The sequence below is a fragment of the Pelotomaculum terephthalicicum JT genome (assembly GCF_022410535.1).
Taxonomy (GTDB): Bacteria; Bacillota; Desulfotomaculia; order Desulfotomaculales; family Pelotomaculaceae; genus Pelotomaculum_D; species Pelotomaculum_D terephthalicicum.
This window is the reverse complement of the sequence record NZ_JAKNBL010000005.1, coordinates 54,044-77,303: the sequence shown is the minus strand read 5'-3', so window position 1 is coordinate 77,303 and position 23,260 is coordinate 54,044. Positions and strand designations below refer to the sequence as shown.

The following is a 23,260-nucleotide window of genomic DNA, read 5'->3' as shown; positions in this document are numbered from 1 at the left end:
ATATGGGCTTTTGGAGCGAATATGTCATAGCGAAAGGAGGTCATTATGGAAAAGATAGTTACGAAAATATACCCTTCAGTGTCACCAATCCCTGCTAGATTACGGGTTGCTGCTTATGCCCGAGTATCATCCGCAAAAGATGCAATGTTTCAATCTCTGGCAGCTCAAGTCAGCTATTACAGCAACCATATTCAGCAGCGACTAGATTGGGAATATGCTGGTGTATACGCAGATGAGGCACTGACAGGAACCAAAGATACTCGTCCGGAGTTTCAGCGTCTAATTGCTGACTGCAAGGATGGCAAGATTGACCTGATCATTACAAAATCGATATCACGTTTTGCCCGCAACACGGTAACACTTCTTAAAACGGTGCGGGAACTAAAACTGCTCGGTGTTGACGTTTATTTTGAGGAGCAGAATATTCATTCCATGAGCGGGGATGGAGAACTTATGCTGACCATCCTGGCATCCTATGCTCAGGAGGAAAGTCGTTCGGTTAGTGAGAACTGTAAGTGGAGGATTCGCAAGCGGTTCCAGCAAGGTGAGATTGTAAACCTGCGTTTCATGTACGGGTATCGAATTAACAATGGTCAAATTGAAATCGATCAGGAACAGGCCGAAATCGTTCGAATGATCTACGCTGATTACGTAAACGGTCTGGGATGCGATCGGATTGCTGCCAGGCTGCGGGAAATGGGTGTGCGAACGTTCAGCGGCAGACAGTGGACAGCAAAGCGAGTCCTGGCCATCCTAAATAACGAGAAGTATTCTGGCAACGCGCTGCTCCAGAAAAAGTATGTAGCCGACCACTTGTCAAAGAAGCTGGTTTATAACCGGGGAATCCTGCCAAAGTACTATGCCGAAGGAACCCATCCGCCGATTATAGACCCTCTCATCTTTCAAAAGGCGCAAGAAATCATGGCCCTTCGCCGGGAGAACAGAAATGTCAGACAAAACCCGGCCAACCGTTACCCATTTTCAGGCTTAATCTTCTGCCCTCGCTGCGGCAAGAACTATCGGCGGGTAACCTACAAGGGGCATGCAGCGTGGAACTGTTCCACCTTCGTCAATTACGGCAAGGACGTCTGCCCAGCGAAGCAAATCCCGGAACCAACCCTAATTTCGCTGACCGCTGAAGTTCTAGGTCTGGCGGAATTTGATGAGGTGGTTTTCCGATCCCAGATCAAGCAGATGCAGGTGCCGCAAGCAAACAAGGTAATTTATATTTTTCAAGACGGTCATGAAGTTGAAGCCCTCTGGCAAGACCGGTCACGCAAATCAAGCTGGGACGACAAAAAGAAACAGCAGGCGCGGGAAAGGGCACTTGCTTACCAAAGGGGAGATTTGAAGTGAAACCCGCTCGATCCGTTACTGTCATACCACCAACCATAAACCGCTTTGTGCCGGAAAAGACTGGTGTAGCCGCAAGAAAAAGAGTAGCTGCATATGCCCGCGTTTCAACAGATTCTGAGGAACAGCTTACTAGCTACGAAGCCCAGGTAGACTACTACACCAAGTACATCAACGAACGCGCTGATTGGATATTTGCCGGAATCTACACCGATGAAGGTATCAGTGCCACTAATACCAAAAAGCGCGATGGGTTTAAGCAGATGGTTGCCGACGCACTGGACGGAAAAATCGATCTAATTGTTACAAAATCAGTCAGCCGCTTTGCGAGAAACACAGTTGATTCTCTGGTTACGGTTCGCCAGCTAAAAGAAAAAGGCGTTGAGGTTTATTTCGAAAAGGAGAACATTTACACGCTGGACAGTAAGGGTGAGCTTTTAATCACCATTATGTCCAGCTTGGCACAGGAAGAAAGCCGTTCAATTTCTGAAAATGTAACCTGGGGCCAACGCAAACGTATGGCTGATGGGAAAGTAAGCATGCCTTATCGTCATTTCCTTGGCTACGAAAAGGGTGAGGATGGTTTACCTAAAATCGTTGAAAAGGAAGCAGAAACAGTGCGGCTTATTTACAGAATGTTTCTTGAGGGTAAAACGCCTTCAGCCATCGCCAAGCATCTTGGCAATCTGGGTATCCCATCTCCAGCCGGGAAAAAAACCTGGCAAGTGGCGACAGTGATAAGCATTCTGACTAACGAGAAATACAAGGGTGATGCTCTGCTGCAAAAAAGCTTCACGGTGGATTTTCTCACCAAAACCACCAAAGTCAACGAGGGTGAGGTTCCTCAATACTATGTGCAGAATAGCCATCCCGCCATTATTGAGCCGGACGAATTTGATGCGGTGCAGCTTGAAATGGAACGGCGTAAAAAACTCGGTAGGCCAGTCAGTTGCCATAGCCCATTTTCAGCTAAAATCGTTTGCGGTGACTGCGGCGGTTTTTACGGCTCCAAGGTTTGGGGTTCCAACACCAAGTATCGGCGCACGGTATGGCGGTGCAATGAGAAGTACAAAAACGATAAACCATGTTCAACACCTCATATTACAGAAGATGAAATTAAGCAGCGCTTTCTGAAGGCATTTAACATATTGATGGGTGATCGGGATGAGGTTCTCACCAACTGCCGCCTTGCCCAAGAAGTCTTATGCGATTGCTCGGCAATTGAAACGGAACTTGCGGAACTGCACCGCGAAATTGAGGTTGTTTCCGAACTCACGAGAAAATCCATTTATGAAAACGCCCGCTTTGCCATTAATCAGGATAAATTTAACGAACGGCACCAGGGATACATGGAGCGGCACCGGATAGCAACGGAGCGGGTTGCTGAATTAGAGGATCAGCGGCGAAACCGCCAAAACAAATTACTGATACTGGACAGGTTTATCCGAGAAATCAGAACCCGCCCGTTTGTGGTCGAGGAGTTTGATGAGAGGCTGTGGTTGGCAGCAGTTGAAAAGGTTACTATCCACCAAGATGGTCACCTGGAATTTGTTTTTAAAGATAGAACTTGTGTAAATGTGTAGACGATATAATTGCTGCATAGCCCGCTAAGCCGGTAATGGCTGGTTGCGGGCTTATTATTTTAAGAGTTGCTTTCTACGGATATTCGAATAAGGTGGGATGGTATACACATACTTGCTGCCGTCAATAAATTGCAGTATTATTTGCCGATCTCGTATTATGTCTGCTCGTTCGATGATGACGCGCCAGGCGGTTGTACTAAAAGCTACCTCATTAGGCGAAGCATCCAGAAACTCCGAAATATAATCTACAATCATCTGCTTGCGCTCTGCTTTGGATACGGATTTGGCTGCCCGAATAGACGAAAGAACAAGTTTGCAGCATAATTCTACCAGCGAGGGATTGTTCCTCAATTGCCACAGAACTGCTTTATTGAAGGCGTGAGTGATAACCTCTTCATACAAATAGGGAGTCTGGCATTTTTCAGCGTGATCATACCTGCGGTTACATTTCCAAACAGCATGGCGGTACTTTTTATTGTCGCGATAACTCCCAACGATTTTTCTGCCATACTTGCCCCCGCAATCACCACAGAACAGTTTGTTAGCAAAGGTGTTGTGACTGGGGTTTTCCTTGGTTGGCAAGCTTAACCTACGCTGAACCTCATCGAATACTTCCTTGCTGACGATTGGTTCATGATCGCTTTCGATATAGTATTGTGGCAATTCACCATTATTTTTGCGCCACTTCTTGGTCATGAAGTCTTCAGTATATGTTTTCTGCAATAAGGCCACGCCGTAGTATTTCTCGTTGGTCAGAATACTTATCACTGTGGCTACCTGCCACGTTGGCTTGCCAGCAGGCGAAAGAACGGATTCAGCTTTAAGGATAGCGGCGATGTTGGATGGGGTCCGGCCTTCCAGGAACAGTCTATATATACGCCGGATGATTTTGGCTTCGTCTTCTACAATTGTGGGTTTATTGTCGTCGCCCTTTTTATAACCGAGAAAATATTTGTAAGGCAATGAGTAATTTCCATCGGCCATTCTCTTGCGGCAACCCCACTTTACGTTTTCAGATATGGAACGGCTTTCCTCCTGGGCAATGCTGGATAGGATAGTGAGCATGAGTTCCCCTTTGCTGTCAAAGGTAAAGATATGTTCTTTCTCAAAATAGACCTCAATGCCTTTTTCCTTCAGCATTCGGATAGTGGTAAGGGTATCCACAGTGTTCCTAGCAAAGCGGGAGATTGACTTGGTTATAATAAGGTCAAAACTGCCGTCCAGTGCGTCCTTGATCATGCTATTGAACCCTGCGCGATTCTTACAGGAGACACCAGAAATACCCTCGTCTACGTATAGTCCGGCAAATTCCCAGTTTGGATGAGCATGGATATATTTTTCATAGTAGTCTTTCTGAGCTTCAAAACTGACCAGTTGTTCCTCGCTTGAGGTTGATACACGGGCATATGCTGCTACCCGGCGCTTAAGGAAATGCTCTGCGGTAATTGTCGGAAGTAACGGTCGCGCGGCAATCTTGAAAACTTTCCTTTCCATAAGCGTTCCTTTTTAGTCCAACTGACCAATCAGTGGTTTAACTTTGTTGATTAGCTTTCTCAGAGCTGTTTCTTTTTCTGAGACATTAATTAGACCTTCCGCTTCCATGGCCTCAAGCATGATCTTGATAAGGCGGTATTTCATTTCGTTTTCTGCCTGCTGCTTGTTCATATCGTTCTCCTTGGATTTTTAACCGTAGTTATGTCTCCAAAGCAAGAATAAGTCAAGTAAATATGAGGTGTACATGTTTAAACCAAGAATCGACAGTTGTTTTAAGAAAAAGGAATGGAAAATATTTGATATATCTGTAACGTTGCGTTACAATTATTTTAAACATTTATAGGAGGGTCCTCTATGGACATTAAAGAAAAGCTATTCCGAGAGGATTATTTATTTGCGAGGGAAGATATTTTAAAGGCATTAGAGTTATTTGTTGAACACGAAAAATTAAATGAAGAAAATGAATACTCAAATGAAGTTGTAAAAAACAGAGTAAAACTTTGCGAAAAATTTATTGCAGCCGTAAAGAAATGCAAACTTCCGGTTTTGATAGAACTTTGGTGGTTCTATGAATATCAGTTTTTAGGGAATAGTATGGAGCTGAATTTATGCCAGGCTAGTGAGATTGAAGTTAAAAACGATGAAATTAGTGGCATGACCTCAACTGTGGAACACACCTTAATTACAGTCGAATGTGATTACCTTACAGTCGAGAAATATGCCGCTATGCATAATGTAGAGCCTGTTACAGTAAGACAATGGATACGGCGCGGAAAACTAAGGCATGCAAAAAAGAATGGACGCGATTGGTTAATTCCTGACACTGAAGATAAGCCCCGGCGTGGTTTTACTAGTGTACAGTATGTAGTAGAAAATGGGGAGCATATTGAAAGTGACGAATTCCCGTTATTAGCGGTAAGCGAATCTATTTTTATTGTTCAAAATGAAGATAACAAGAGTAAATTTATTTGCTACCTTAATAATTATAAAACTAAATTCCGCAGTAAGCTTGAACTGACAAGAAGCGAAGTTGAACGGCTGGAACATACGATTATTGAATCGGGAAAAGCAAGAGTTGCGGCAAATATACAATACGTCCCTTATATTAGAGATGAGGAAGACTGAGCAACCGGAATGAATTCGCACGATGAGAGGTGGGACAATGGATATAGCAATTCCATTGACAAAACTCAAGAACAAAAGAAAGGTATTTCATTCGGAGGCTGATTTTCAATTTGCCTTGGCATGGGAGATTCAGTTGCGATATCCCGATGCCACGATCCGTCTTGAGTACCCGCCACCTAACGATCCTACGAAGTACATTGATATTTTCGTGCGGCTCGGCGGCGACGTTTATCCAATAGAACTGAAGTACAAAACGAAGCTGTTCAGCGCGGTGGTCGGTGGTGAAAAGTATTATTTAAAAAACCACGGCGCGCAGGACGTTGGCAAATATGATTTTGTGAAAGACATCTGCCGTGTCGAGGCTTTTCGCGAACATGTCTCGGGCTACCGTGAAGGCTATGCTATCTGGCTAACGAATGACCCATCCTACTGGAACAAACCGAAAAATGATACTGCTGGTTACTCCGAGTTTAGCGTACACAACGGCGCGGTCAAGGAAGGTACGATGTCTTGGGGCGTTAGTATGAACGAGGGTTCTATCAAAGGTCGGGAAAAACCCCTTACTCTCTCCGGCTGCTACCGTATCGACTGGCATGACTACAGCAGGGTTGATGCGAAAAACGGCGTATTCATGTATGCGATAGTAAGGGTGGATGTGACGAAATCTAGAACTGATGCCGTGTGATGTCTATTGAATTGTTAAACATGAATCACCGTGATGCAATTATCGACGCTTTTGAGAAAGCGAAGCAGCGGGTCAGGGTTATCAGTCCCTTCACTCAGGAAACCATAACAAAATACCTTGTGGAGCCTATGGGTAAAGGTATCATCGGGGCAGCGTATCGGCGTATCGACCCCAATGGCAAATATGAGAACCTTTGTTATTTGGTATCGTAGCTAGAAAAAAAGATTAACCGGAATATAAAAAGAAGATAACTATTTAACGGTTGGAAAAGCAGGCGGTTTAGAATGAAGACAAAAACGATAAAGTCCTTCGCCGAGTATGTTGAGTATACAGAAAAGTACAAAGGCAGGTACTATTTTCGTGGTCAGTCAGATGCCAATTGGGGCATAAGCCCTTATCTTTTTCGATCCGATAAACCACCAACATTGGATTTCGAGAGAAAGATGATTGCCGAGAAGATCTTCTCAAACCCAAAACTTACTCCTTTATTGGCTCTTTTCGAAATGCAACATTATGGGGTGCCTACTAGAATTTGCGACATAACAATCAGCCATCTTTGCGCGCTTTTCTTTTCATGTGAAGGTAATGACGATGGAGCGGTATTTGTGATCAAAAAGGAAGAAGCCGTCAATGCTGATAGTTATGAAATGAGCCTTTTTTCCTTTGTTCTCGAAAAAGATATATCTAATCTTTCTATATTGCAAAGGGAAGCAGGTAATGCCTTTGATGTCTTCGAAGTTATTTCAAAAGACTACTTAGTGGAATATAAGGATTTGGGCTACACTAATCCTCGTGCCTTCAGACAGGGTGGAACTGGGATTATATTTGGATTCGGGAGATGTGGGGATGAAATCATCTCCAAAGGCACTCCGCATATAGATGACCTCATTGTTGAAAAAGTTATAATCCCATATAGTGTTAAGAATGAGTCTAGACAGGAATTAAGGAAATTGGGGTATTCAAAAGATATGCTATACGATACATTGGATGGGTATGACGATGTGTCGTTAACGCAAACAGATTTCAATATACAAGAAAAAGCTTCATTCAACAAAATCATCGCCAAATATCGTATAAACAGTCTTTATTTTGACCGAGACAAACTGGCCTTGGAGATTAGAAAAGTATATGAGGGACTATTTGCCCAGTATGGTGAGAACGCAAGAATTTGGACATTCTTCTATTTCGACGAGAACGATTGTGGAGCAAATCCGAACTGGATTTGTCGGGGTGTATGGCGTAATGACACGCAGTATGCCATCGAATGGACGCAATCTTATCATGCAAATCGATTGAATCATTTGAACGAGCAGATTTCTTCCCAAGATGCCATCGGCAAGTACAACGATTTAGCAAGAAAAGTCCTACCTTATTGCGATAGCCTATGTAATTATGTAGAGAAGCCAAATTATTCTCTCACTGGCTTCTTTTCACTCGTTAAAGAAGTACAGCCAGTGATTTCTGAGATTTTCAGTGAAGCAAATAATATCCCATTTTCTGATGCAACAACAGAGACGTTTATCAATAAGGCACAGCTTTTCATTAGCGATGTGGATTGGTTTGCTAGAGATATGATGATTTACTCTAACCGTACTGATTTGAAAGAACAGGCAATACGATGGATGATTGACCGAATATATTTACCAGAATGCAGACAGTCCAAAGCTAATTACTTTAAGGCGCAAATGACTTAAAAATAGCACACCCCCTGACGAAAATGCACCCCCCTATCCTTAGATCGTTGAAAGATTGACCAGGGGTGTGCGTTTGTATCATTTTATAGTAGGGTAGCCATCTTTTTAGGTAAATAAAGATGCCATGCGGCTAAACCCGCATGGCATAAGGCTTTTATGGAGGTAAAGACCCCCATTTTTTACACTTCAAAATCAGAGATGACATTGGGCTTTTTTGGCAATCTGGAGAGAATTGAACCCTCGTATACAGCTGAATAAGGATTTTCAATAAAATGAGCGGATGTGTTTTCAAATGAAAATGCATCCGCTTTTTTTGTGCCCTTTTTTAGATAAAAAATTTAAACGATTGGAGGAAATCAAATGTCAAACATCAAGCAAACCGTCAAGTTTTTCAGTCCACTGTCGATTACAACATACCCTTCTCATGAATACGGCGAGTGCGGCGCAGGTGATCTGCCTGAAGAATTATCTCCATCAGAGGCGGTGTATTACATGGATGAAATCCTTTCCGCTATCGAAAAAGAAAAGCTGCCCAGCGAAGGTGACCGTGGTCTGATGGTTTACTTCTACGATGACCAGGCACTATCTGAAAAAATCTATAGCCTCCACCCGACAGTTGAAGAATGGAACGGCAAGCTGTGGGGCGTAATGGTGGCAGAGGTTTATGGTGAGCTGACCGAAGCGGAAACAGACAAACTGCTCGATTTTGCCGTTGGTCAAATGTCTGACGGCTGGGGCGAGGGGTTCGAGCAGCGTCCCATCAAAACGGATGACGGTGAAATCTTCGTCAGCTTCTGGAACAGTGATCATTTCTTCATCAAACCGGAGCGGGAACTGAAACAGGAAAACGAACAAAACTTCAACGAACAGACGATGGGAGGAATGTAACATGCCCAATCATATCACAAACATACTTACCGTATATGGTGATAAGGAAAAGGTCAGGGCAATGTTTGAAGCCATTAAGAACGATGAGATTGGAGCCGGCAGTATTGATTTCAATAAAATTGTACCGATGCCGGAACATATCTACAGGGGGAATCTGGGCAGGGAGGAGATTGAAAAGTACGGTGCTGAAAACTGCTGGTATGACTGGAGCATAAAAAACTGGGGAACGAAATGGAATAGCTATGGCTATGACGAACATACCGCAGACAATTTTGACGGCTGCACGGTAAAATTCTTAACCGCATGGAGCAGCGTTAGCGATCTGATGAAAAAGCTGTCCTCTATGTTTCCGGATATCCGTTTCGACTACAAATGGGCGGACGAGGACTTTGGGCATAACACTGGCAAGGCAGAGTATAAAAGCGGCAAAACCTTAAGCTGTTATATCCCGGCGGGTGGTTCTGCCGAAGCCCTTGAACTGGCGGCAAGCATACTCGATATAGACCTTGCCGAAGCAGGATATATCTACAATGAAAGCACCGGCGAATATGAATATGTGGAAGATGAGCCGGATGAAATTCCTAAGATGGGCGGTGTGTAGAAAGACATGCCGCCTATACATATATCGAAAAGGCAAATGAGCATAAGGCGCTACCTGAAAAGGCGGCGTCTTATTTTGTTGCCGGAAAGGAGACTAAAACCTTGGACACAGATGTAAAACCACAGCAGAAAAAAGAAAACAGCGACCACGGGCCGCCAAGAAAAATCTATACTGTCCCCCTTCCCAAAGACTTAAACCGGTGCAAAGGCTGTCCTTATCCCGGCGTCGGTTTTATCTGCTGGGACACGGACGGAACCTGCCTGCGCACCGAGATGGACCGGGCCGGCAGGCTGGGGAGGTGATGGATGATTGAACAGCATCATCAGTTGGGTTGGCGGGAAAAAGGCCTTGCGCTCCCTTATCTACCAGCGGATGCCCAAGGAGTTTGGACGGTACGTTGAGGTCTTCGGCGGCGGTGGCTGGGTGCTGTTCGGAAAGCCGCCCGGTGCCGACATGGAGGTCTACAACGACTTCAACGCCGACCTTGCCAACCTGTTCCGCTGCGTCAAGGAGCGCCCTTTCGCCCTGCTCAAGGAGTTGAACTTCCTGCCCTTAAACGGCAGGGACGAATTCAACGTCCTGAAAAAATATCTTGAAAAGGAGGAATTCACCAGCGAATACCTGCGGGAGGAACTGGAGCTGGCCCAGCAAAACTTGAGTGGGCCGCAGTTCGAGGAAATCAAGGCCATCCTCATGGAGAACGCCGTCATGAATGACGTCAAGCGGGCCGCAGCTTTCTTCAAGCTCATCCGCTACAGCTACGGCAGCGGCTGCACTTCCTATGGCTGCCAGCCCTTCGACATCCGCAAAACCTTCCACCTCATCTGGTCGGGGAGCCGCAGGCTCAAAGACACGGTGATCGAGAACAAGGACTTCGAGGCGTTGATCCGTCAGTACGACAGGGACAACGCCTTTTTTTATTGTGACCCGCCGTACTTCGAAGCAGAAGGTCACTACGCAGTGGAATTCCGCAGGGAGGATCACGCGCGGCTGCGGGACACGCTGGCCGGCTGCCAGGGCAAATGGCTGGTGTCCTACAACGACTGCGAATACATCCGGGAACTGTACAAGGACTATCAAATCGAATCCGTCAGCCGCATCAACAACCTGGCCCAAAGATATGACAACGGTTGTGAATTCCCCGAAGTCCTCATCTCCAACTACGACACCTCGGAGCGCATGCAGGACATCCCCACGCAGATAGGATTGTTTGATCTGATGGACGACTTATACGACACGGAATAGCGGTCTGAAAAAGACCATGCGAAAAAAATTGAATACGCCCCAGTGATGGGGCGCCAAGGAGGAAACAGTTTATGAAAATGATTGAAATGCAAAGCGTTGTGGACGGACAGGGCCAGCTCACTGTCCCCGCCCAGTTCCTGAAGGACATGGGACTGGTCCCCGGCGACACGGTGAAGCTCGCTTACATCAGCAGTTCCACAGATTCCATCCACAACACCTATAAAGAATTTGTCTTGACACCGCACGGCGTCGCCGCTCTCAAGGACGATGAGGACGCGGAACTCACCTTGCCCCATGAACTGCTGGAGGCGGCGGAGATTCCCTTGGACAGCGACCTGGAGATCGTCTGCGCCAGGGGCACGGTCGTCATTTTGCAGGCCGATCTGCTGGATAGCCTGCCCGATGAGCTGCGGGAGCTGTTCGATGATCTCGGCATCCATCCCGACACCGTCCGGGAAGTCATGAGAAGCGGAGGTGTTTCGGATGGCCGGTAAAGGTATTTACAAGGTGCTGGACGACAAAGGCCGCGTCCTGATCCCCAGGCAGCTCCGCGCCGCCGCAGGGATGCAGCACGGCGACATTATAAAGCTGGCGGTGCAAAAAGGGGTCGTCACCGCCCAAAAGGTTGAGCTCATCGAGGTGGGCGACCAGTCCCCGCAGGCGGTGGAGGCGTATGTGTTCTCCACCGTCAGGACCATGGAAAAGCAAACCCTCCTCTCCCTCGCGGCGCGGCTCATCTCCCTCCTTGAAGAAAACAGCAAAGAGTAAGGAGGCTTTCACATGACGGTTAAAAACGCATTCACCCAGGAGGACTGCATCGAAACCGGGTATGCCATGTCCATCGCGGGCAAGGTCGTCGTATTGAAGCCGTCCTCCCTGCCGCCGGAACGTCGGGACGGTGCGCATCAACTGTACTTTTGCGAAGGTGGCAACGGCAGCAACCCCAACCCCATTGGCCGTTCCATCTTCACGGTTTCCCTGGCCGACGGCGAGCGTGCGCGGTGGAACCGCGGCGACGTCCTTGGCATCCTGAAGCCGGAGCTTTTGCCCGACTCCGCCAGGCTGCACCTTTCGCAAATCCGGCCAAGAGGAGCTCTCGACCCGCGGGAGCATGAGCCGAGGTACAGCGGGTACAGCTTTCTGCCGGACGGCAGATACGCCTCGGGTGTGTGGCTCTGCAGCGAAAAGGAGGTCAAGGACTACATCGAGATGCAAAAAGAGTACCAGCACCGGGTGATGATCTGCGACAGCGACGGCTTCTGTGTGTTCGAGATGGTGCGGGGCGAGGTCATCCATCCATTACCGGAAACCATCGAGGCATTCCGCAAAGAGCAAGCGCGGGGCGGCATGAGCATGAACCTGTAAAGACGATGGAGTGTTGCAAGCATGGAACGGAGCCGGGGGACCCGAAGCGAGACCCCGGCTTTTTGAATCCATAAAAAAAACGAACAGAAAGGATTGAAAACCACATGAAACAGAAAGGCAGGAGAATCTGCGTCCTTGCCCTTGTTCTGTCCTTGCTGCTCTGCGGCAGCGCATACGCCGCGGCGGTCCTGTTCCCCGACATCAAGGGACATTGGGCGGAACAGACCATCATCGAGCTTGCGGAAAAAGGCGTGATCAAGGGCTACCCTGACGGAACGGTCAGGCCGGACGCCACCATCACCAGAGGTGAATTTATCGCCCTGCTGGCCAGGAATCACAAGGTGGACACGGCAGCAGCGGGGAGAGAACCGCCCACCTTTGACGACATTGCCGGCCACTGGTCGGAGAAAAACATCGAGGCCCTTGTAGACCGGGGCATCCTCGACCCGGCGGATTATGGCGGCGGCTTAAAACCCGATGAACCGATTACCCGCATTGAAATCATCCGAATGCTGGTGTGGGCAATCGGCAAAGGGGAAGAAGCAAAACAGACCACGGACAACACCGGCTTTGCGGACGACAAGGCCATCAAAAGCTCCGACAAAGGCTATGTCAACATCGCAATCCGGTACGATCTGGTCAAAGGCTATCCCGACAACACCATCCGTCCGGAGGGCAAAACCACAAGAGCCGAAGCCTTTACATTGCTTGCGCGGCAGGATGAAGTACTGGAAAAAATCAGAAAAGAGGCAGAAAAGGAGGGCGAAAAGAAACCGCCCTCCGGCAGTTCGGGCGGAGGCTCCGCCAGCTATCCCAGGGCACAGGTTGCATTTGAACTGCCTGCCGCGGCGCACACCGATACAAGCATCACCGTAACGCCTGTCCTTAAATACGCCAAGACGCTCGCTTGGTCGCTCGCAAAAGAAGCCGCGGACGGCAGCGCGCAGCCCCTTGACCTTGCGGAAGCCGTGTCCGGTTCCCTGGATAAAGAGGGCGGCACCATTGTATTCAAGGAAAGCGGCAGCTATACATTGACCGCCTCCGCCACCAATTACGATGGTAAAACGACAAGCTGCTCACAGCATATCACGGTCTATCCGGTGGTGGGCATAGCCTTTGAGCTGCCGCAGCACACCCACACGGATAAAACAGTTTCTATCGAGGTGGACACCACCGGGCTTGGAAATCTCGACATCGTGTGGTCAGCCACCAAAGACGGCGAGGCTGTGGCATGGGACACGGCTATCGACGGCGACCTCTCCAACGAGGGCGGTACAATCACCTTCAAGGAAAAAGGCGGCTATGGCATCACAGCCACCGTCACCGACGATACGGGGCGCAGCTTTAGCCATTCCTCCTCCATCACGGTCTATCCCGTGGCAAGCGTAGACTTCGAACTCCCCGAAAAAGCGCACACCGATACAACCATTGACCTCATCACAACCCTGTCTGAAATGGACGGCCTCTCTATCAATTGGGGTCTCACCCGAAACGGCGAGGTAGTAGCCATCGGCGATTACCTTGAGGGAGAATTGACGAACGCCGGCGGCGCAATCCGGTTCAAAGAAAAAGGTGTGTACGCTTTAACCGCAACGGTTACCGATACCACCGGCAGAGAGTATGCAACCACGTCGGAAACCACGGTGTATCCTGTTGGGGCGGCCGGTTTCTATCTGCCGGAAATAACCCACACGGACAAGGTTGTGACTGTAAAAGCCTGCTTTGAAAACATCGACGCCGCCACAGCGGTCTGGACGCTGACCAGGAACGGCGTGCCAGTCACCCTTGGCGACTACGTTGAGGGAACATTGACCAGCAACGGCGGCAGCATCCGATTCAAGGATAAGGGCGAATATATCCTGGCCGCCGCCTTTACCGATCCGGCAGGCAGAACCTACGGCTACTCCTTGCCGGTCACCGTTTATCCCGTTCCAAGCCTTTCGTTTCAGCTTCCGGCCACAGCGCACACCGACAGTGATATCAAGGTAGATACCACATCCGCCGAGCTGGATGGACTGACGGTAGAGTGGCTGGTGGACAACACCTACGGCTTCCAGGATTGGGCCACCTATGTGGACGGCAAATTGGACAATGATGGGGGCACAATCCACTTCAAGCACGCCGGTGTTTACGAGCTGGTAGCCAGAACGACAGACGCAACCGGGCGGGTGTTCCTCTTTGAAAACGGGAGCAAGACCGAGGTGCATCCTGTGCTGAACATCCGGTTCAGCTTGCCGGAGGCAACCTATCCCGACCGGACAATCGACTTAAGGACCAGCGGCAATATAGGCGTCCTGCCGGTAGAATGGAGCGTATCCAAGGATGGAATAGCCGTACCCTTTGACGCCTGTGTGGAAGGCGCCCTCAACGCGCAGGGAGGAAAAATCCGTTTTACCCAAGCGGGTCAATATACCCTGACCGCTTCAATGACCGACGCCCTGGGCAGAACCTTCTCCTATACGGATTCTGTTATGGTCTATCCCATACCTGAAATCCAGTTGGCATTGCCGCAGACCGCGTATGTGGGAGAAGCCGCCGCGGCGGCCGTCAGCGGAAGCGACTTGAAAAACCTCGCCGCCGCCTGGACCATATCGGCAAGCGATGGAGACAGCAAGCCTTACACGGACTATGCCAGCGGAGATCTGTCCAATCTGGGCGGAAACGTTACCTTTAAAACGAAGGGCGACTATGTGCTGACCGTCACTATGACGGACGAACTTGGCAGAGCCTTCTCCCAAAGCAAAGCCATTACCGTCTACCCCATACCGGAAATACAGCTAACGCTGCCGCAGGTTGGCTACGCGGGAGAAACCACTTCGGTGTCCGTGAGCGGAAATGATCTTGAAAACCTGAATGCTTCATGGACAATCTCAAAAGACGGCGGTGAGGCTAAAGCTTACACCGATTACGCTGGCGGCAGCCTGACCAACGAGGGCGGCAGCATTACCTTTAAAGCCAAAGGCAGTTATCTCCTCACTGTCACCATGACCGACACCCTGGGAAGGAGCTTTGCAAGAAGCGAGGCAATCACCATCTATCCCATACCGGAAATCCAGTTAAATCTCCCGCAGGTTGGCTATGTGGGAGAAACGGCCTCCGTGTCGGTAAGCGGAAGCGAGCTTGACAACCTTACCGCCTCATGGTCTATTTCCAAAGACGGCGGCGACAGCAAACCGTACGCCGAGTACGCCGGCGGCAGCCTTTCCAACGTGGGCGGCAATATTACCTTTAAAGCAAAAGGCGGCTATGTGCTGACTGTTACCCTGACCGACGCCCTGAGCAGAACCTTCTCCCAGAGCAAAGCCGTTGCCGTTTATCCCATACCCGACATGCAAATCAGCCTGCCGCAGCTAACATACAGCGGAGAAGCCCTTCCGGTCACAGTTTCGGGCAATGAACCGGCCGGACTTAACATGGTCTGGTGCATCTCGATAGACGGAGGCGCGTTGGCGCCTTACACCCAGTACGCCGCCGGAACCCTCGGCAATAGCGGCGGAGAGGTGCGGATCAGCACGGACAAGACCATCACGGTGAAGTTTACGGCTGTCACCAATGATGAAAACGGCCGCAGCTTTACGTTTGCTTCCAACACCGCGGCTATAAAACCTATTGCGCAAATCCCATTTAGTATTCCATCCTCCGTTCATGTCGGCACAAGCTTCACTGTTGCGATGGGGAACGTCTCCGGCCTGGAGGGCAAGAGCATCACATGGTCGCTGACCAAGAACGGCGGTGCGGCAAGCTATACCGGAACCCTCACCAACGGCGGGGGCGGCATATCCATCGGCGCCACCGGAACCTACACCCTGATCGCCAGCGTCACCAATGATGTGGGTAGGACGTTCACGCACTCCGAAAACATCACCGTCACCAACACCGCCCCGAACAAGCCGACCGCCAGCGCAACGGTGACTAGAACAGCCAAAGACGGGAAGCTGCTTGTCAACTTTGCCGTATCCGCCACCGACCCCGACGGGGACGCGGTGACCTATGAATACTCCGGCCAGAGCGCGGACGGCTACTACGCGATTGGCTCTTACGCCGTCAAAGTCAGGGCAAAGGACGCCTATGGCCTGTATTCCGACTGGACAACAATCAGCTTTACCGTTGCCAACTCGGAGCCAAACACGCCGGTCATCACAAGGACGCCGGATGGAAACAGCGTACCGCCCGGCACGCCCGTCACCATCACCGCGTCTTCCACGGACCCGGATGGAGACGCCATCACCTACGTGTGGGAGGGCAGACCGGCTCAAACATCCACATATCCGCTGGGTAAAAATACTGTCCGTGTGAAAGCGGTGGACGCCGTCGGGGCGGAATCCCCCTGGACGGCCATCGTATTCTTTGTGGCCGATTCCACCAATGGCGGCGGCATGACCCTGACGGGTCCCGAATCCGTCATCCTGGAGGAAGGTATTGAGGGCGCGACCATCATCGAGTACACCTTCACAGTTCCCCCGGTCAGCGGCCACAGCGGAAGCGATTATGGCCGGGTGCGCGGCTACAACAAGAATACCCGCCAATGGGATCAACTGGACTACCAGACGACCACCAACGGCATCACCTTCAGTCGGACGCTGGCTCCAGGTGTCTATACCCAGTTGGAGTTCTACTACTATACCAACCATACCTGCATGTACAACAAGTCCAACATCACCTATTCGGTTAAGTATTACTTTGAATAGTGTGAACAGCGCGTTGATGAAAGAAGGGATCTTCAATGAACGGCGTCAGCATCAAAAACCACCGCGTCCTCTTCTACGGCAACACCGCGGGATACATCGAAAACGGCAGGGCAATCGTCGACCCCATGTTTCGCTGCGAGGAATTAAAGGATTATCTCACAATGAAGCAGGGCCTGGAAATTGAGTGGACAAACGGCGTGTACGACCGGCTGGCCGGCGGCGGGCTTGATCCGGACGGCAACGCTCCGGTCCTGAAAAACTGCCGCATCCACCAGCTCAAGCCGGAAGTGGATGTCATGATGAAATTCATCGGCTACGATGAGCTGCTGGAGCGCTTCGGCGAGCCGAATCCGGACAACTACCGTGTAGTTTACGACGGTCAGATTGAAACCAATGATCTCGACGCCATCTATGAAAAATTCAACCTTGACCATCCGCCCGGCTATCAGGGCCATAGCCTTTCCATGTCGGACGTTATCGAGCTGTACGACCAAAACGGCAGCTCCTTCCACTACGTCGACCGCTTCGGCTTTAAGGAGATTGCGTTCCAGTCTCCCGAACAGGAGCAGGAATATGGCCAGACCATGGACCTGTAGCAAAGAGACAGCCGCGCGGCTGTCTCTTTGCGTCCAAAAACCAAACAGACAGGAGGGAAAATATTATGAAGAAAACGGAAAACACCCAGGTCGCCCCTTTGGAAAGCGCGGAGCAGCCCCTGCCCATGAAAGTGGATGTGAAGATTGGCTCCATCCGTCCGGAGGGCGCCATCCGCGCCATAGCCTCGGTCAACCTAAACGACTGCTTTGCCATCCGGAACGTTAAAATCATGGACGGCGGCAAGGGCCTGTTCGTGGACATGCCCAGCTACAAGGCGGGGAACGGGGAATACAAGGACATCTGTTTCCCCGTGACCAAGGAATTCAGGCAGCAGCTCAACGACGCGGTCATCCTTGCCTATCAGCAGGCGCTGAGCATGAGCCAGAACCAGACCCAGACCCAGGGCGACCCCTCTTTCGCTTCTCCGGAACAGACCCCCGGAATGCGGATGGGGTAAGCAAAGCAAGATCATGCCCCAATTATAGATTTACGGAGATGATGCCCATGAGCGAAGAAAAAAGCCTGTTATCCAAAGATGCCAACACCGGTCAAACCTCTTACCCGCGGCCTTCCGACGCAAAACTCCCGGAAAACTATACGATGCGCGACGGATTTTTAATCAAGGGCGGCACGCTTGTGTCCCTTGTAACTTCCGGAATTGTTGAGGCCGCGGCACGGGGCTTTCTCCATGTGGACGAAACGGAGGAATACAGAACCGGATAAAAATCTCACAGGTGGCATCCAGGCACCGGAATGAACCACCGGTGTTTTTTTTTATTGCCTGCGCGGGGAGGTGGTAATTACGGAAGAATTGGAGCTTGACCTGATCAGGGTTGTCCGCGATCCCAATCCTCTTTTCAAGTATCAACTGATTTACAAGGCCGGAAACGCCACGGGCATGGTGGGAGTGTACAGCTTTGATGAAGACTGGTACTACCTGTATAAAGAGGACAACGACAGGTACAAGGTAAAGAGGCGCAAAGACCTTGAAGGCATTCCGCCCGCCTTTACCTATAAACTGCCGCGAAGAAAGCAGGAAGAAAAACCGGCCGAACAAAAGCCCCCTGAGCAAAAAATTGCGGACGGGCCGTCTGTTTTGGAAGAAGCGCCGGAACAGGATTTCGGCATGCGGATGGGCGGCATGTAGAACCTGCCCGTTTTTCCTGTGGAAGATGTGCACGATACGGATTCACACGATGCAAATCCCCGCCATAGCGCGGAAATCTCAACGAAAATATGAATTTTGGAGGTAAATTGCCATGAGAAAAATTGCAACCAAGGTAAAGGATCAAATCACCGGCAAAGCATTGTTGGCAAAGGCTTTGCTGTCTGAACGCGGTGAGAATTTTGTCGATTCGGCCATCCGCATATTAATCGCCGTGGTTATCGGCGCTCTTTTGTTGGCCGGACTGTATACCTTGTTCGGCGACACGGTGCTGCCCACCCTCAAACAGCGCATTCAGGAGATGTTCAACTATGGGGGCTGATTTCAGCGGTCTGGGCAATCCGCTATTTCTGCTCAAGGGCGGCATTTTTATCGTCCTGCTTTTGACCGCGTCCCTCATTGATGTCAGAAAGAGGATCATCCCCGACGCCATCTGCCTGGCAATCGCCCTGACGGGCTTTATCTGTTTTACGCCGGTGAAGCTGCTGGGCTGCCTTTCCGCCCTGCCGCTCCTGATTGCCGCCCTTGTTTGGGGCGGCATGGGCGGCGGCGACATCAAGCTGATGGCGGCGGCGGGCTTTGTCCTCGGCTTCAGGGGAGGTATGGCGGCCATGGTCATGGGACTTGCCGCCATGCTTCTTTTTTATGCCGGTTGCTTTATGGTGCAAAGGCTGCGCAAGAGGGACTGCCCCAGGGCGTTCCCCCTCGCGCCCTTTCTGTCCGCCGGCTGTATAGCCGCGTATTTCATATTCCAAGGAGGAATCACACTATGAGCTTTTTAAGAAACAGGACCGTTCTCGGCGTGATCTGCATCGCGCTGTCGCTTTTCATCTGCTTTGCGGTCACTCCGCTTTTCAATTCCGGCATTTCAAAAAAGACGGACATCGTCCGCGTCGCCAGGGACATCAAAGCCGGGGAGCAAATCACCAGGGACATGGTGAAAACCGTGGAGGTTGGCAGCTACAACCTGCCCGACAACGTGGTCAGAAGCCTTGACGCCGCCCTGGGCAAATATGCGGCGGCGGACATGGCGCCGGGCGACTATATCTTAAACACCAAGCTGACCGACTCGCCCGCGGCGGAAAACGCCTACCTGTACAATCTCACCGGGGAAAAGCAAGCCATGTCGGTCACCATCAAGAGCTTCAGCAACGGCCTGTCCGGCAAGCTGATCTCCGGCGACATCGTCTCGGTCATCGCGCCGGATTACAGGAAGATGGGAGCCACCGTCATTCCCCCGGAGCTGAAATATGTGGAGGTCATCGGCGTCACCGCCAGCAGCGGCTACGACACCGACACCAGCCAGGGGTTGAAAAAAGAGGACGAAAAGCAGCTTCCGGCCACCGTCACCCTGCTGGTGTCTCCGGAGCAGTCCACCATCCTCGCCGGGCTGGAGGCGGACGGAAAGCTGCACCTGTCCCTGGTGTACCGGGGGAGCAAGGAAAATGCCGCGAAGTTTATCGAAGCCCAGGACAAGGCGCTTAAAGCCCTGTATCCCGCTCCGGCGGGGGACGCAACAAAAGAAAACACCGGGGCCGCTCCGCCGACAGATAAATCCTCACCGGAAAGCGAGGGCGAATAACCATGCTCAACTTTATGAAAGGAAGTCTTTTTTCCAGAGACACCGGCAACCAGCCGGAGGGTCCGGCGGTGGAAAAGGATACGCAGGTGCTGGCCGTGTGGGGCAGCCCCGGATCGGGGAAAACAACCGTCAGCGTCAAGCTGGCCAAGCACCTGGCGGACAAAAAGCGCAATGTGGCGCTGCTCCTGTGCGATATGACCGCCCCCATGCTGCCCTGCGTCTGCCCGCCCTCCGACCTGGAATGCGAGAAGTCCCTGGGCAGCATCCTGGCGGCCGCCCATGTGACGGACACCCTTATCAAGCAGAACTGCGTCACCCACAAACGGTATCGCCATCTGCTCCTGATCGGCATGCTCAAGGGGGAGAATGTGTTCACCTATCCTCCCTATAGTGCCGAATTGGCAACAGAGCTGATCAACCATCTGCGGAATATCGCGCCCTATGTCATCATTGACTGCAGCAGCGCCATCGCAACAGATATCCTCTCCGCCGTTGCCTTGATGGAAGCGGACTCGGTGCTGCGGCTGGTGAACTGCGACCTGAAATCCGTCAGCTACCTGTCGAGCCAGCTTCCCCTTTTGCGGGACAACAAATGGGACGCCGACAAGCAGTACAGGGTGGCCAGCAACATAAAGCCCCATGAGGCCAGCGAACACATCGAGCAGGTGCTGGGCAACGTGGCGTTCAAAATACCCCACTCCGGCGAGCTGGAGAGCCAGGCCCTGGCCGGGGATCTGTTCCGGGACCTGGCGCTCAAGGAAAGCCGCGGTTTCCGCAAAGAGATTGAAAAAATCAGCAGGGAGGTGTTCGGCGTATGAGCAACAAAAAGCACCGGCAAAAAGGCCGTGAAAACCCGCAAATAAAGAATCCGGGCGCTCCCCTGGCGGAAGCGCCGCAAATTGTCCGGCCCGTGAACTTGGCCGGCAGCCGCAATTTGTTCTTTGCGCCCGACGACAGCTCCAGGGATTTTGGAAGTGTTTTGCGCGAGGTGCAGGAGTACATCTCTTCGAAGTATTCCACCCTCATTATTGACGGCGGCGGGGACGAGGTCAAAACCCAGGTCAAGCGGTACATCGCCAAATACATCCAGGATGGGCGCATCGCCGTAAGCGGCATGACCGAGGGGCAGCTTGTGGACGCCCTCTATACTGAGATGGCCGAGTTTTCCTTCCTCACCAAATACATCTTCGGCACGGGCATCGAGGAAATCGACATCAACGCCTGGAACGACATCGAGGTCCAGTACGGCAACGGCTCCACGGTCAAATTGGACGAACACTTTGAGTCCCCCGAACACGCCGTCAACGTGATCCGGAGAATGCTCCACGTGTCGGGCATGGTGCTGGACAACGCCAGCCCCGCCATCCTGGGGCATCTTTCCAAGAACATTCGCATCGCCGTGCTGAAAACGCCCCTGGTGGACGAGGACGTGGGTGTTTGCGCTTCCATCCGGATTGTCAATCCGCAAAGTCTCAAAAAAGAGGATTTTATCAACGGCGGCACGGCGACGGCCGAGATGCTGGACTTCCTCGCGGAGTGCCTGCGCTATGGCATTTCGGTGTGCGTGGCCGGCGCGACTTCCTCCGGAAAGACCACCGTGGCGGGCTGGCTCTTAACCACCATCCCGGACAGCAAGCGCATCTTTACCATAGAAAACGGCTCCCGCGAGCTGGCGCTGGTACGGAAAAGAGACGGCAAGATAGTAAACAGCGTCATCCATACCCTGACCCGCAGCAGCGAAAACGAGAAGCAGAACATCGACCAGGACATGCTGCTGGACATGGCGCTGCGCTTTAATCCCGAAGTCATCTGCGTGGGCGAGATGCGCTCGTCGGAAGCCTACGCCGCCCAGGAGGCGGCCAGAACCGGCCACACCGTGCTGACCACCATCCACTCCAACAGCTGCGAAGCCACCTGGCGCAGGATGGTCACCCTCTGCAAGCGCAAATACGACATGGCGGACGACACCCTCATGTCCCTTGTCACCGAGGCGTTTCCCATCGTGGTGTTTACCAAGCAGCTTGAGGATAAAAAGCGCCGGATGATGGAGATCATGGAATGCGAAATCCTGCCCGACGGACAGCGGAGCTTCCGTACCCTGTTCCAGTTCCAGATTGCGGAAAACCGCGTGGAGGACGGCAAATTCATCATTAAGGGACAGCACCGGCAGGTTATGGGCATTTCCCCAAGCCTGCAAAAGCGCTTCCTGGAAAACGGCATGCCCCAGGAGGTGCTGGCGCAAATCACGAAAGGAGGTCTGGCCGGATGATCACGCTTCAACTCATGGCCTGCGTCGGCCTGATTGCCGGCGCCTTTATTCTGCTTGGGCTGTCGCCCGCCGAATTCACCGGCGGCCTGTTCGCCTTTCTAACCAGGCGCCCCAGGGGCATCCGGGATGAGATCAATGAGGCCGTTAAGCGTAAAAAACCGTCCTTCCTGCGCCGGGAAATCCTGGAGGCCCAGGATATCCTCGCCCTCACCGGACGAAGCGGCCGCTTCCCGCTGATCTGCGCGTCTTCGCTTTTGTTGTTCGCCGCCGGCGCAAGTATCGCCATCCTTCTGCAAAACGTGTTCCTCATCCCCGTCCTGGCGCTGGGCCTGATGTTTTTACCCTTCTGGTATGTCAGGCTGACGGCGGCCCACTACAGGAAAAACATCGCGGCGGAGCTGGAAACGGCTTTGAGCATCATCACCACGGCCTATCTGCGCAATGAGGACATCCTGACGGCGGTTGAGGAAAACATTCACTACCTGAACCCGCCGGTGCGCGGCGTGTTCGCCCAATTCCTCACTCAAATCAAGCTCATCAACCCCGATGTGAACGCGGCGCTCAAAGCAATGAAGCCCCGTATCGAAAACGAGGTGTTCCACGAATGGTGCGACGCCATCGCCGCCTGCCAGTACGACCGGAGCCTCAAGACCACCCTGACGCCCATCGTCGGCAAGCTGTCGGACATGCGGATCGTCAACGCCGAGCTGGAATACCTGGTGTTTGAACCACGCAAGGAATTCATCATCATGGTGATCCTGGTGATGGGCAACGTCCCCGTGATGTATTTCCTCAATAAAGGCTGGTATGACACGCTGATGCACACCGCCGTGGGGCAGCTCGTCCTGGCGGTCTGTGCGGCGGCCGTTTTCATCAGCGCGGCCTTCGTCATCCGGCTGACCAAGCCCATTGAGTACAGGAGGTAG

26 protein-coding genes are annotated in these 23,260 nt (G+C 51.6%); 24 read left to right on the top strand and 2 right to left on the bottom strand.

All coding sequences use genetic code 11. The annotated features are described in order from the left end of the window. Nucleotides 1-45: 45 nt before the first annotated feature. Together L9W92_RS05520 and L9W92_RS05515 are read left to right on the top strand one after the other, a co-directional pair. Nucleotides 46-1,356 carry a recombinase family protein gene (locus L9W92_RS05520; protein ID WP_240082749.1) on the top strand — a complete coding sequence of 437 codons (1,311 nt, stop codon included), beginning with the start codon at nucleotides 46-48 and terminating at the stop codon, nucleotides 1,354-1,356. Continuing rightward, nucleotides 1,353-2,936 carry a recombinase family protein gene (locus L9W92_RS05515; protein WP_240082748.1) on the top strand — a complete coding sequence of 528 codons (1,584 nt, stop codon included), beginning with the start codon at nucleotides 1,353-1,355 and terminating at the stop codon, nucleotides 2,934-2,936. The genes L9W92_RS05520 and L9W92_RS05515 overlap by 4 nt, the downstream gene beginning before the upstream one ends. A 54-nt stretch (nucleotides 2,937-2,990) precedes the next feature. On the opposite strand, the gene L9W92_RS05510 is transcribed toward L9W92_RS05515, so the two are convergent. Together L9W92_RS05510 and L9W92_RS05505 are read right to left on the bottom strand one after the other, a co-directional pair. Beyond that, nucleotides 2,991-4,430, bottom strand: a complete 1,440-nt coding sequence (locus L9W92_RS05510) for a recombinase family protein (protein ID WP_240082747.1) — start codon at nucleotides 4,428-4,430, stop codon at nucleotides 2,991-2,993. 12 nt (nucleotides 4,431-4,442) lie between these two features. Next, on the bottom strand, nucleotides 4,443-4,601 hold the full coding sequence (locus tag L9W92_RS05505; RefSeq protein WP_240082746.1) for a hypothetical protein: 159 nt from the start codon (nucleotides 4,599-4,601) through the stop codon (nucleotides 4,443-4,445). 183 nt (nucleotides 4,602-4,784) lie between these two features. Here L9W92_RS05505 and L9W92_RS05500 point away from each other — a divergent pair, with 183 nt between their 5' ends. The 22 genes from L9W92_RS05500 (at nucleotide 4,785) to L9W92_RS05395 (ending at nucleotide 23,260) form a co-directional block, all read left to right on the top strand. Then, nucleotides 4,785-5,555 carry a helix-turn-helix domain-containing protein gene (locus tag L9W92_RS05500; RefSeq protein ID WP_240082745.1) on the top strand — a complete coding sequence of 257 codons (771 nt, stop codon included), beginning with the start codon at nucleotides 4,785-4,787 and terminating at the stop codon, nucleotides 5,553-5,555. 37 nt (nucleotides 5,556-5,592) lie between these two features. Beyond that, complete coding sequence (locus tag L9W92_RS05495; protein ID WP_240082744.1) at nucleotides 5,593-6,240, top strand: hypothetical protein; 648 nt, start codon at nucleotides 5,593-5,595, stop codon at nucleotides 6,238-6,240. Nucleotides 6,241-6,260: 20 nt separating this feature from the next. Then, entirely contained in the window at nucleotides 6,261-6,452 is a 192-nt protein-coding gene (locus L9W92_RS05490; RefSeq protein WP_240082743.1) for a phospholipase D-like domain-containing protein, read from the top strand. Between the two features lie 72 nt (nucleotides 6,453-6,524). Further along, nucleotides 6,525-7,934, top strand: coding sequence for an FRG domain-containing protein (locus L9W92_RS05485; protein WP_240082742.1), 1,410 nt, complete (start codon nucleotides 6,525-6,527; stop codon nucleotides 7,932-7,934). A gap of 360 nt (nucleotides 7,935-8,294) precedes the next feature. After that, a complete protein-coding gene (locus L9W92_RS05480) occupies nucleotides 8,295-8,822 on the top strand; it encodes a hypothetical protein (RefSeq protein WP_240082741.1) in 528 nt (175 codons plus the stop codon). A 1-nt stretch (nucleotide 8,823) separates the two neighbouring features. Next, nucleotides 8,824-9,423 (top strand): DUF1281 family ferredoxin-like fold protein, encoded by a 600-nt coding sequence (locus tag L9W92_RS05475; protein ID WP_240082740.1) that lies wholly within the window; start codon nucleotides 8,824-8,826, stop codon nucleotides 9,421-9,423. A gap of 101 nt (nucleotides 9,424-9,524) precedes the next feature. Then, entirely contained in the window at nucleotides 9,525-9,725 is a 201-nt protein-coding gene (locus L9W92_RS05470; protein ID WP_240082739.1) for a hypothetical protein, read from the top strand. 7 nt (nucleotides 9,726-9,732) lie between these two features. Further along, nucleotides 9,733-10,668 carry a DNA adenine methylase gene (locus L9W92_RS05465; protein ID WP_240082738.1) on the top strand — a complete coding sequence of 312 codons (936 nt, stop codon included), beginning with the start codon at nucleotides 9,733-9,735 and terminating at the stop codon, nucleotides 10,666-10,668. Nucleotides 10,669-10,838: 170 nt separating this feature from the next. Beyond that, the gene (locus L9W92_RS05460; protein WP_312038064.1) at nucleotides 10,839-11,162 is read left to right on the top strand and encodes a hypothetical protein; all 324 of its coding nucleotides are present in this window, start codon (nucleotides 10,839-10,841) and stop codon (nucleotides 11,160-11,162) included. After that, nucleotides 11,152-11,436 carry a midas domain-containing protein gene (locus L9W92_RS05455; protein ID WP_240082736.1) on the top strand — a complete coding sequence of 95 codons (285 nt, stop codon included), beginning with the start codon at nucleotides 11,152-11,154 and terminating at the stop codon, nucleotides 11,434-11,436. Before L9W92_RS05460 ends, L9W92_RS05455 begins: the two co-directional genes overlap by 11 nt. 12 nt (nucleotides 11,437-11,448) lie before the next feature. Then, on the top strand, nucleotides 11,449-12,033 hold the full coding sequence (locus tag L9W92_RS05450; RefSeq protein ID WP_240082735.1) for a hypothetical protein: 585 nt from the start codon (nucleotides 11,449-11,451) through the stop codon (nucleotides 12,031-12,033). A gap of 104 nt (nucleotides 12,034-12,137) precedes the next feature. Then, nucleotides 12,138-16,721, top strand: coding sequence for an S-layer homology domain-containing protein (locus tag L9W92_RS05445; RefSeq protein ID WP_240082734.1), 4,584 nt, complete (start codon nucleotides 12,138-12,140; stop codon nucleotides 16,719-16,721). A gap of 35 nt (nucleotides 16,722-16,756) precedes the next feature. Beyond that, entirely contained in the window at nucleotides 16,757-17,317 is a 561-nt protein-coding gene (locus L9W92_RS05440; protein WP_240082733.1) for a YodL domain-containing protein, read from the top strand. A gap of 65 nt (nucleotides 17,318-17,382) precedes the next feature. Then, a complete protein-coding gene (locus L9W92_RS05435; RefSeq protein WP_240082732.1) occupies nucleotides 17,383-17,775 on the top strand; it encodes a SpoVG family protein in 393 nt (130 codons plus the stop codon). Nucleotides 17,776-17,822: 47 nt separating this feature from the next. Beyond that, entirely contained in the window at nucleotides 17,823-18,041 is a 219-nt protein-coding gene (locus L9W92_RS05430) for a hypothetical protein (protein ID WP_012281372.1), read from the top strand. A gap of 70 nt (nucleotides 18,042-18,111) precedes the next feature. Beyond that, the gene (locus L9W92_RS05425; protein ID WP_240082731.1) at nucleotides 18,112-18,465 is read left to right on the top strand and encodes a hypothetical protein; all 354 of its coding nucleotides are present in this window, start codon (nucleotides 18,112-18,114) and stop codon (nucleotides 18,463-18,465) included. Between the two features lie 112 nt (nucleotides 18,466-18,577). After that, nucleotides 18,578-18,805, top strand: a complete 228-nt coding sequence (locus tag L9W92_RS05420; protein WP_240082730.1) for a DUF6133 family protein — start codon at nucleotides 18,578-18,580, stop codon at nucleotides 18,803-18,805. Continuing rightward, entirely contained in the window at nucleotides 18,795-19,256 is a 462-nt protein-coding gene (locus tag L9W92_RS05415; protein WP_012281369.1) for a prepilin peptidase, read from the top strand. Before L9W92_RS05420 ends, L9W92_RS05415 begins: the two co-directional genes overlap by 11 nt. Continuing rightward, on the top strand, nucleotides 19,253-20,065 hold the full coding sequence (cpaB, locus tag L9W92_RS05410; protein WP_240082729.1) for a Flp pilus assembly protein CpaB: 813 nt from the start codon (nucleotides 19,253-19,255) through the stop codon (nucleotides 20,063-20,065). Before L9W92_RS05415 ends, cpaB begins: the two co-directional genes overlap by 4 nt. A gap of 2 nt (nucleotides 20,066-20,067) precedes the next feature. Beyond that, nucleotides 20,068-20,883, top strand: coding sequence for an AAA family ATPase (locus tag L9W92_RS05405; protein ID WP_240082728.1), 816 nt, complete (start codon nucleotides 20,068-20,070; stop codon nucleotides 20,881-20,883). Beyond that, nucleotides 20,880-22,334: a type II/IV secretion system ATPase subunit gene (locus tag L9W92_RS05400; RefSeq protein WP_240082727.1), complete on the top strand. Its 1,455-nt coding sequence runs from the start codon at nucleotides 20,880-20,882 to the stop codon at nucleotides 22,332-22,334. The genes L9W92_RS05405 and L9W92_RS05400 overlap by 4 nt, the downstream gene beginning before the upstream one ends. Then, nucleotides 22,331-23,260 (top strand): type II secretion system F family protein, encoded by a 930-nt coding sequence (locus tag L9W92_RS05395; RefSeq protein WP_240082726.1) that lies wholly within the window; start codon nucleotides 22,331-22,333, stop codon nucleotides 23,258-23,260. Before L9W92_RS05400 ends, L9W92_RS05395 begins: the two co-directional genes overlap by 4 nt.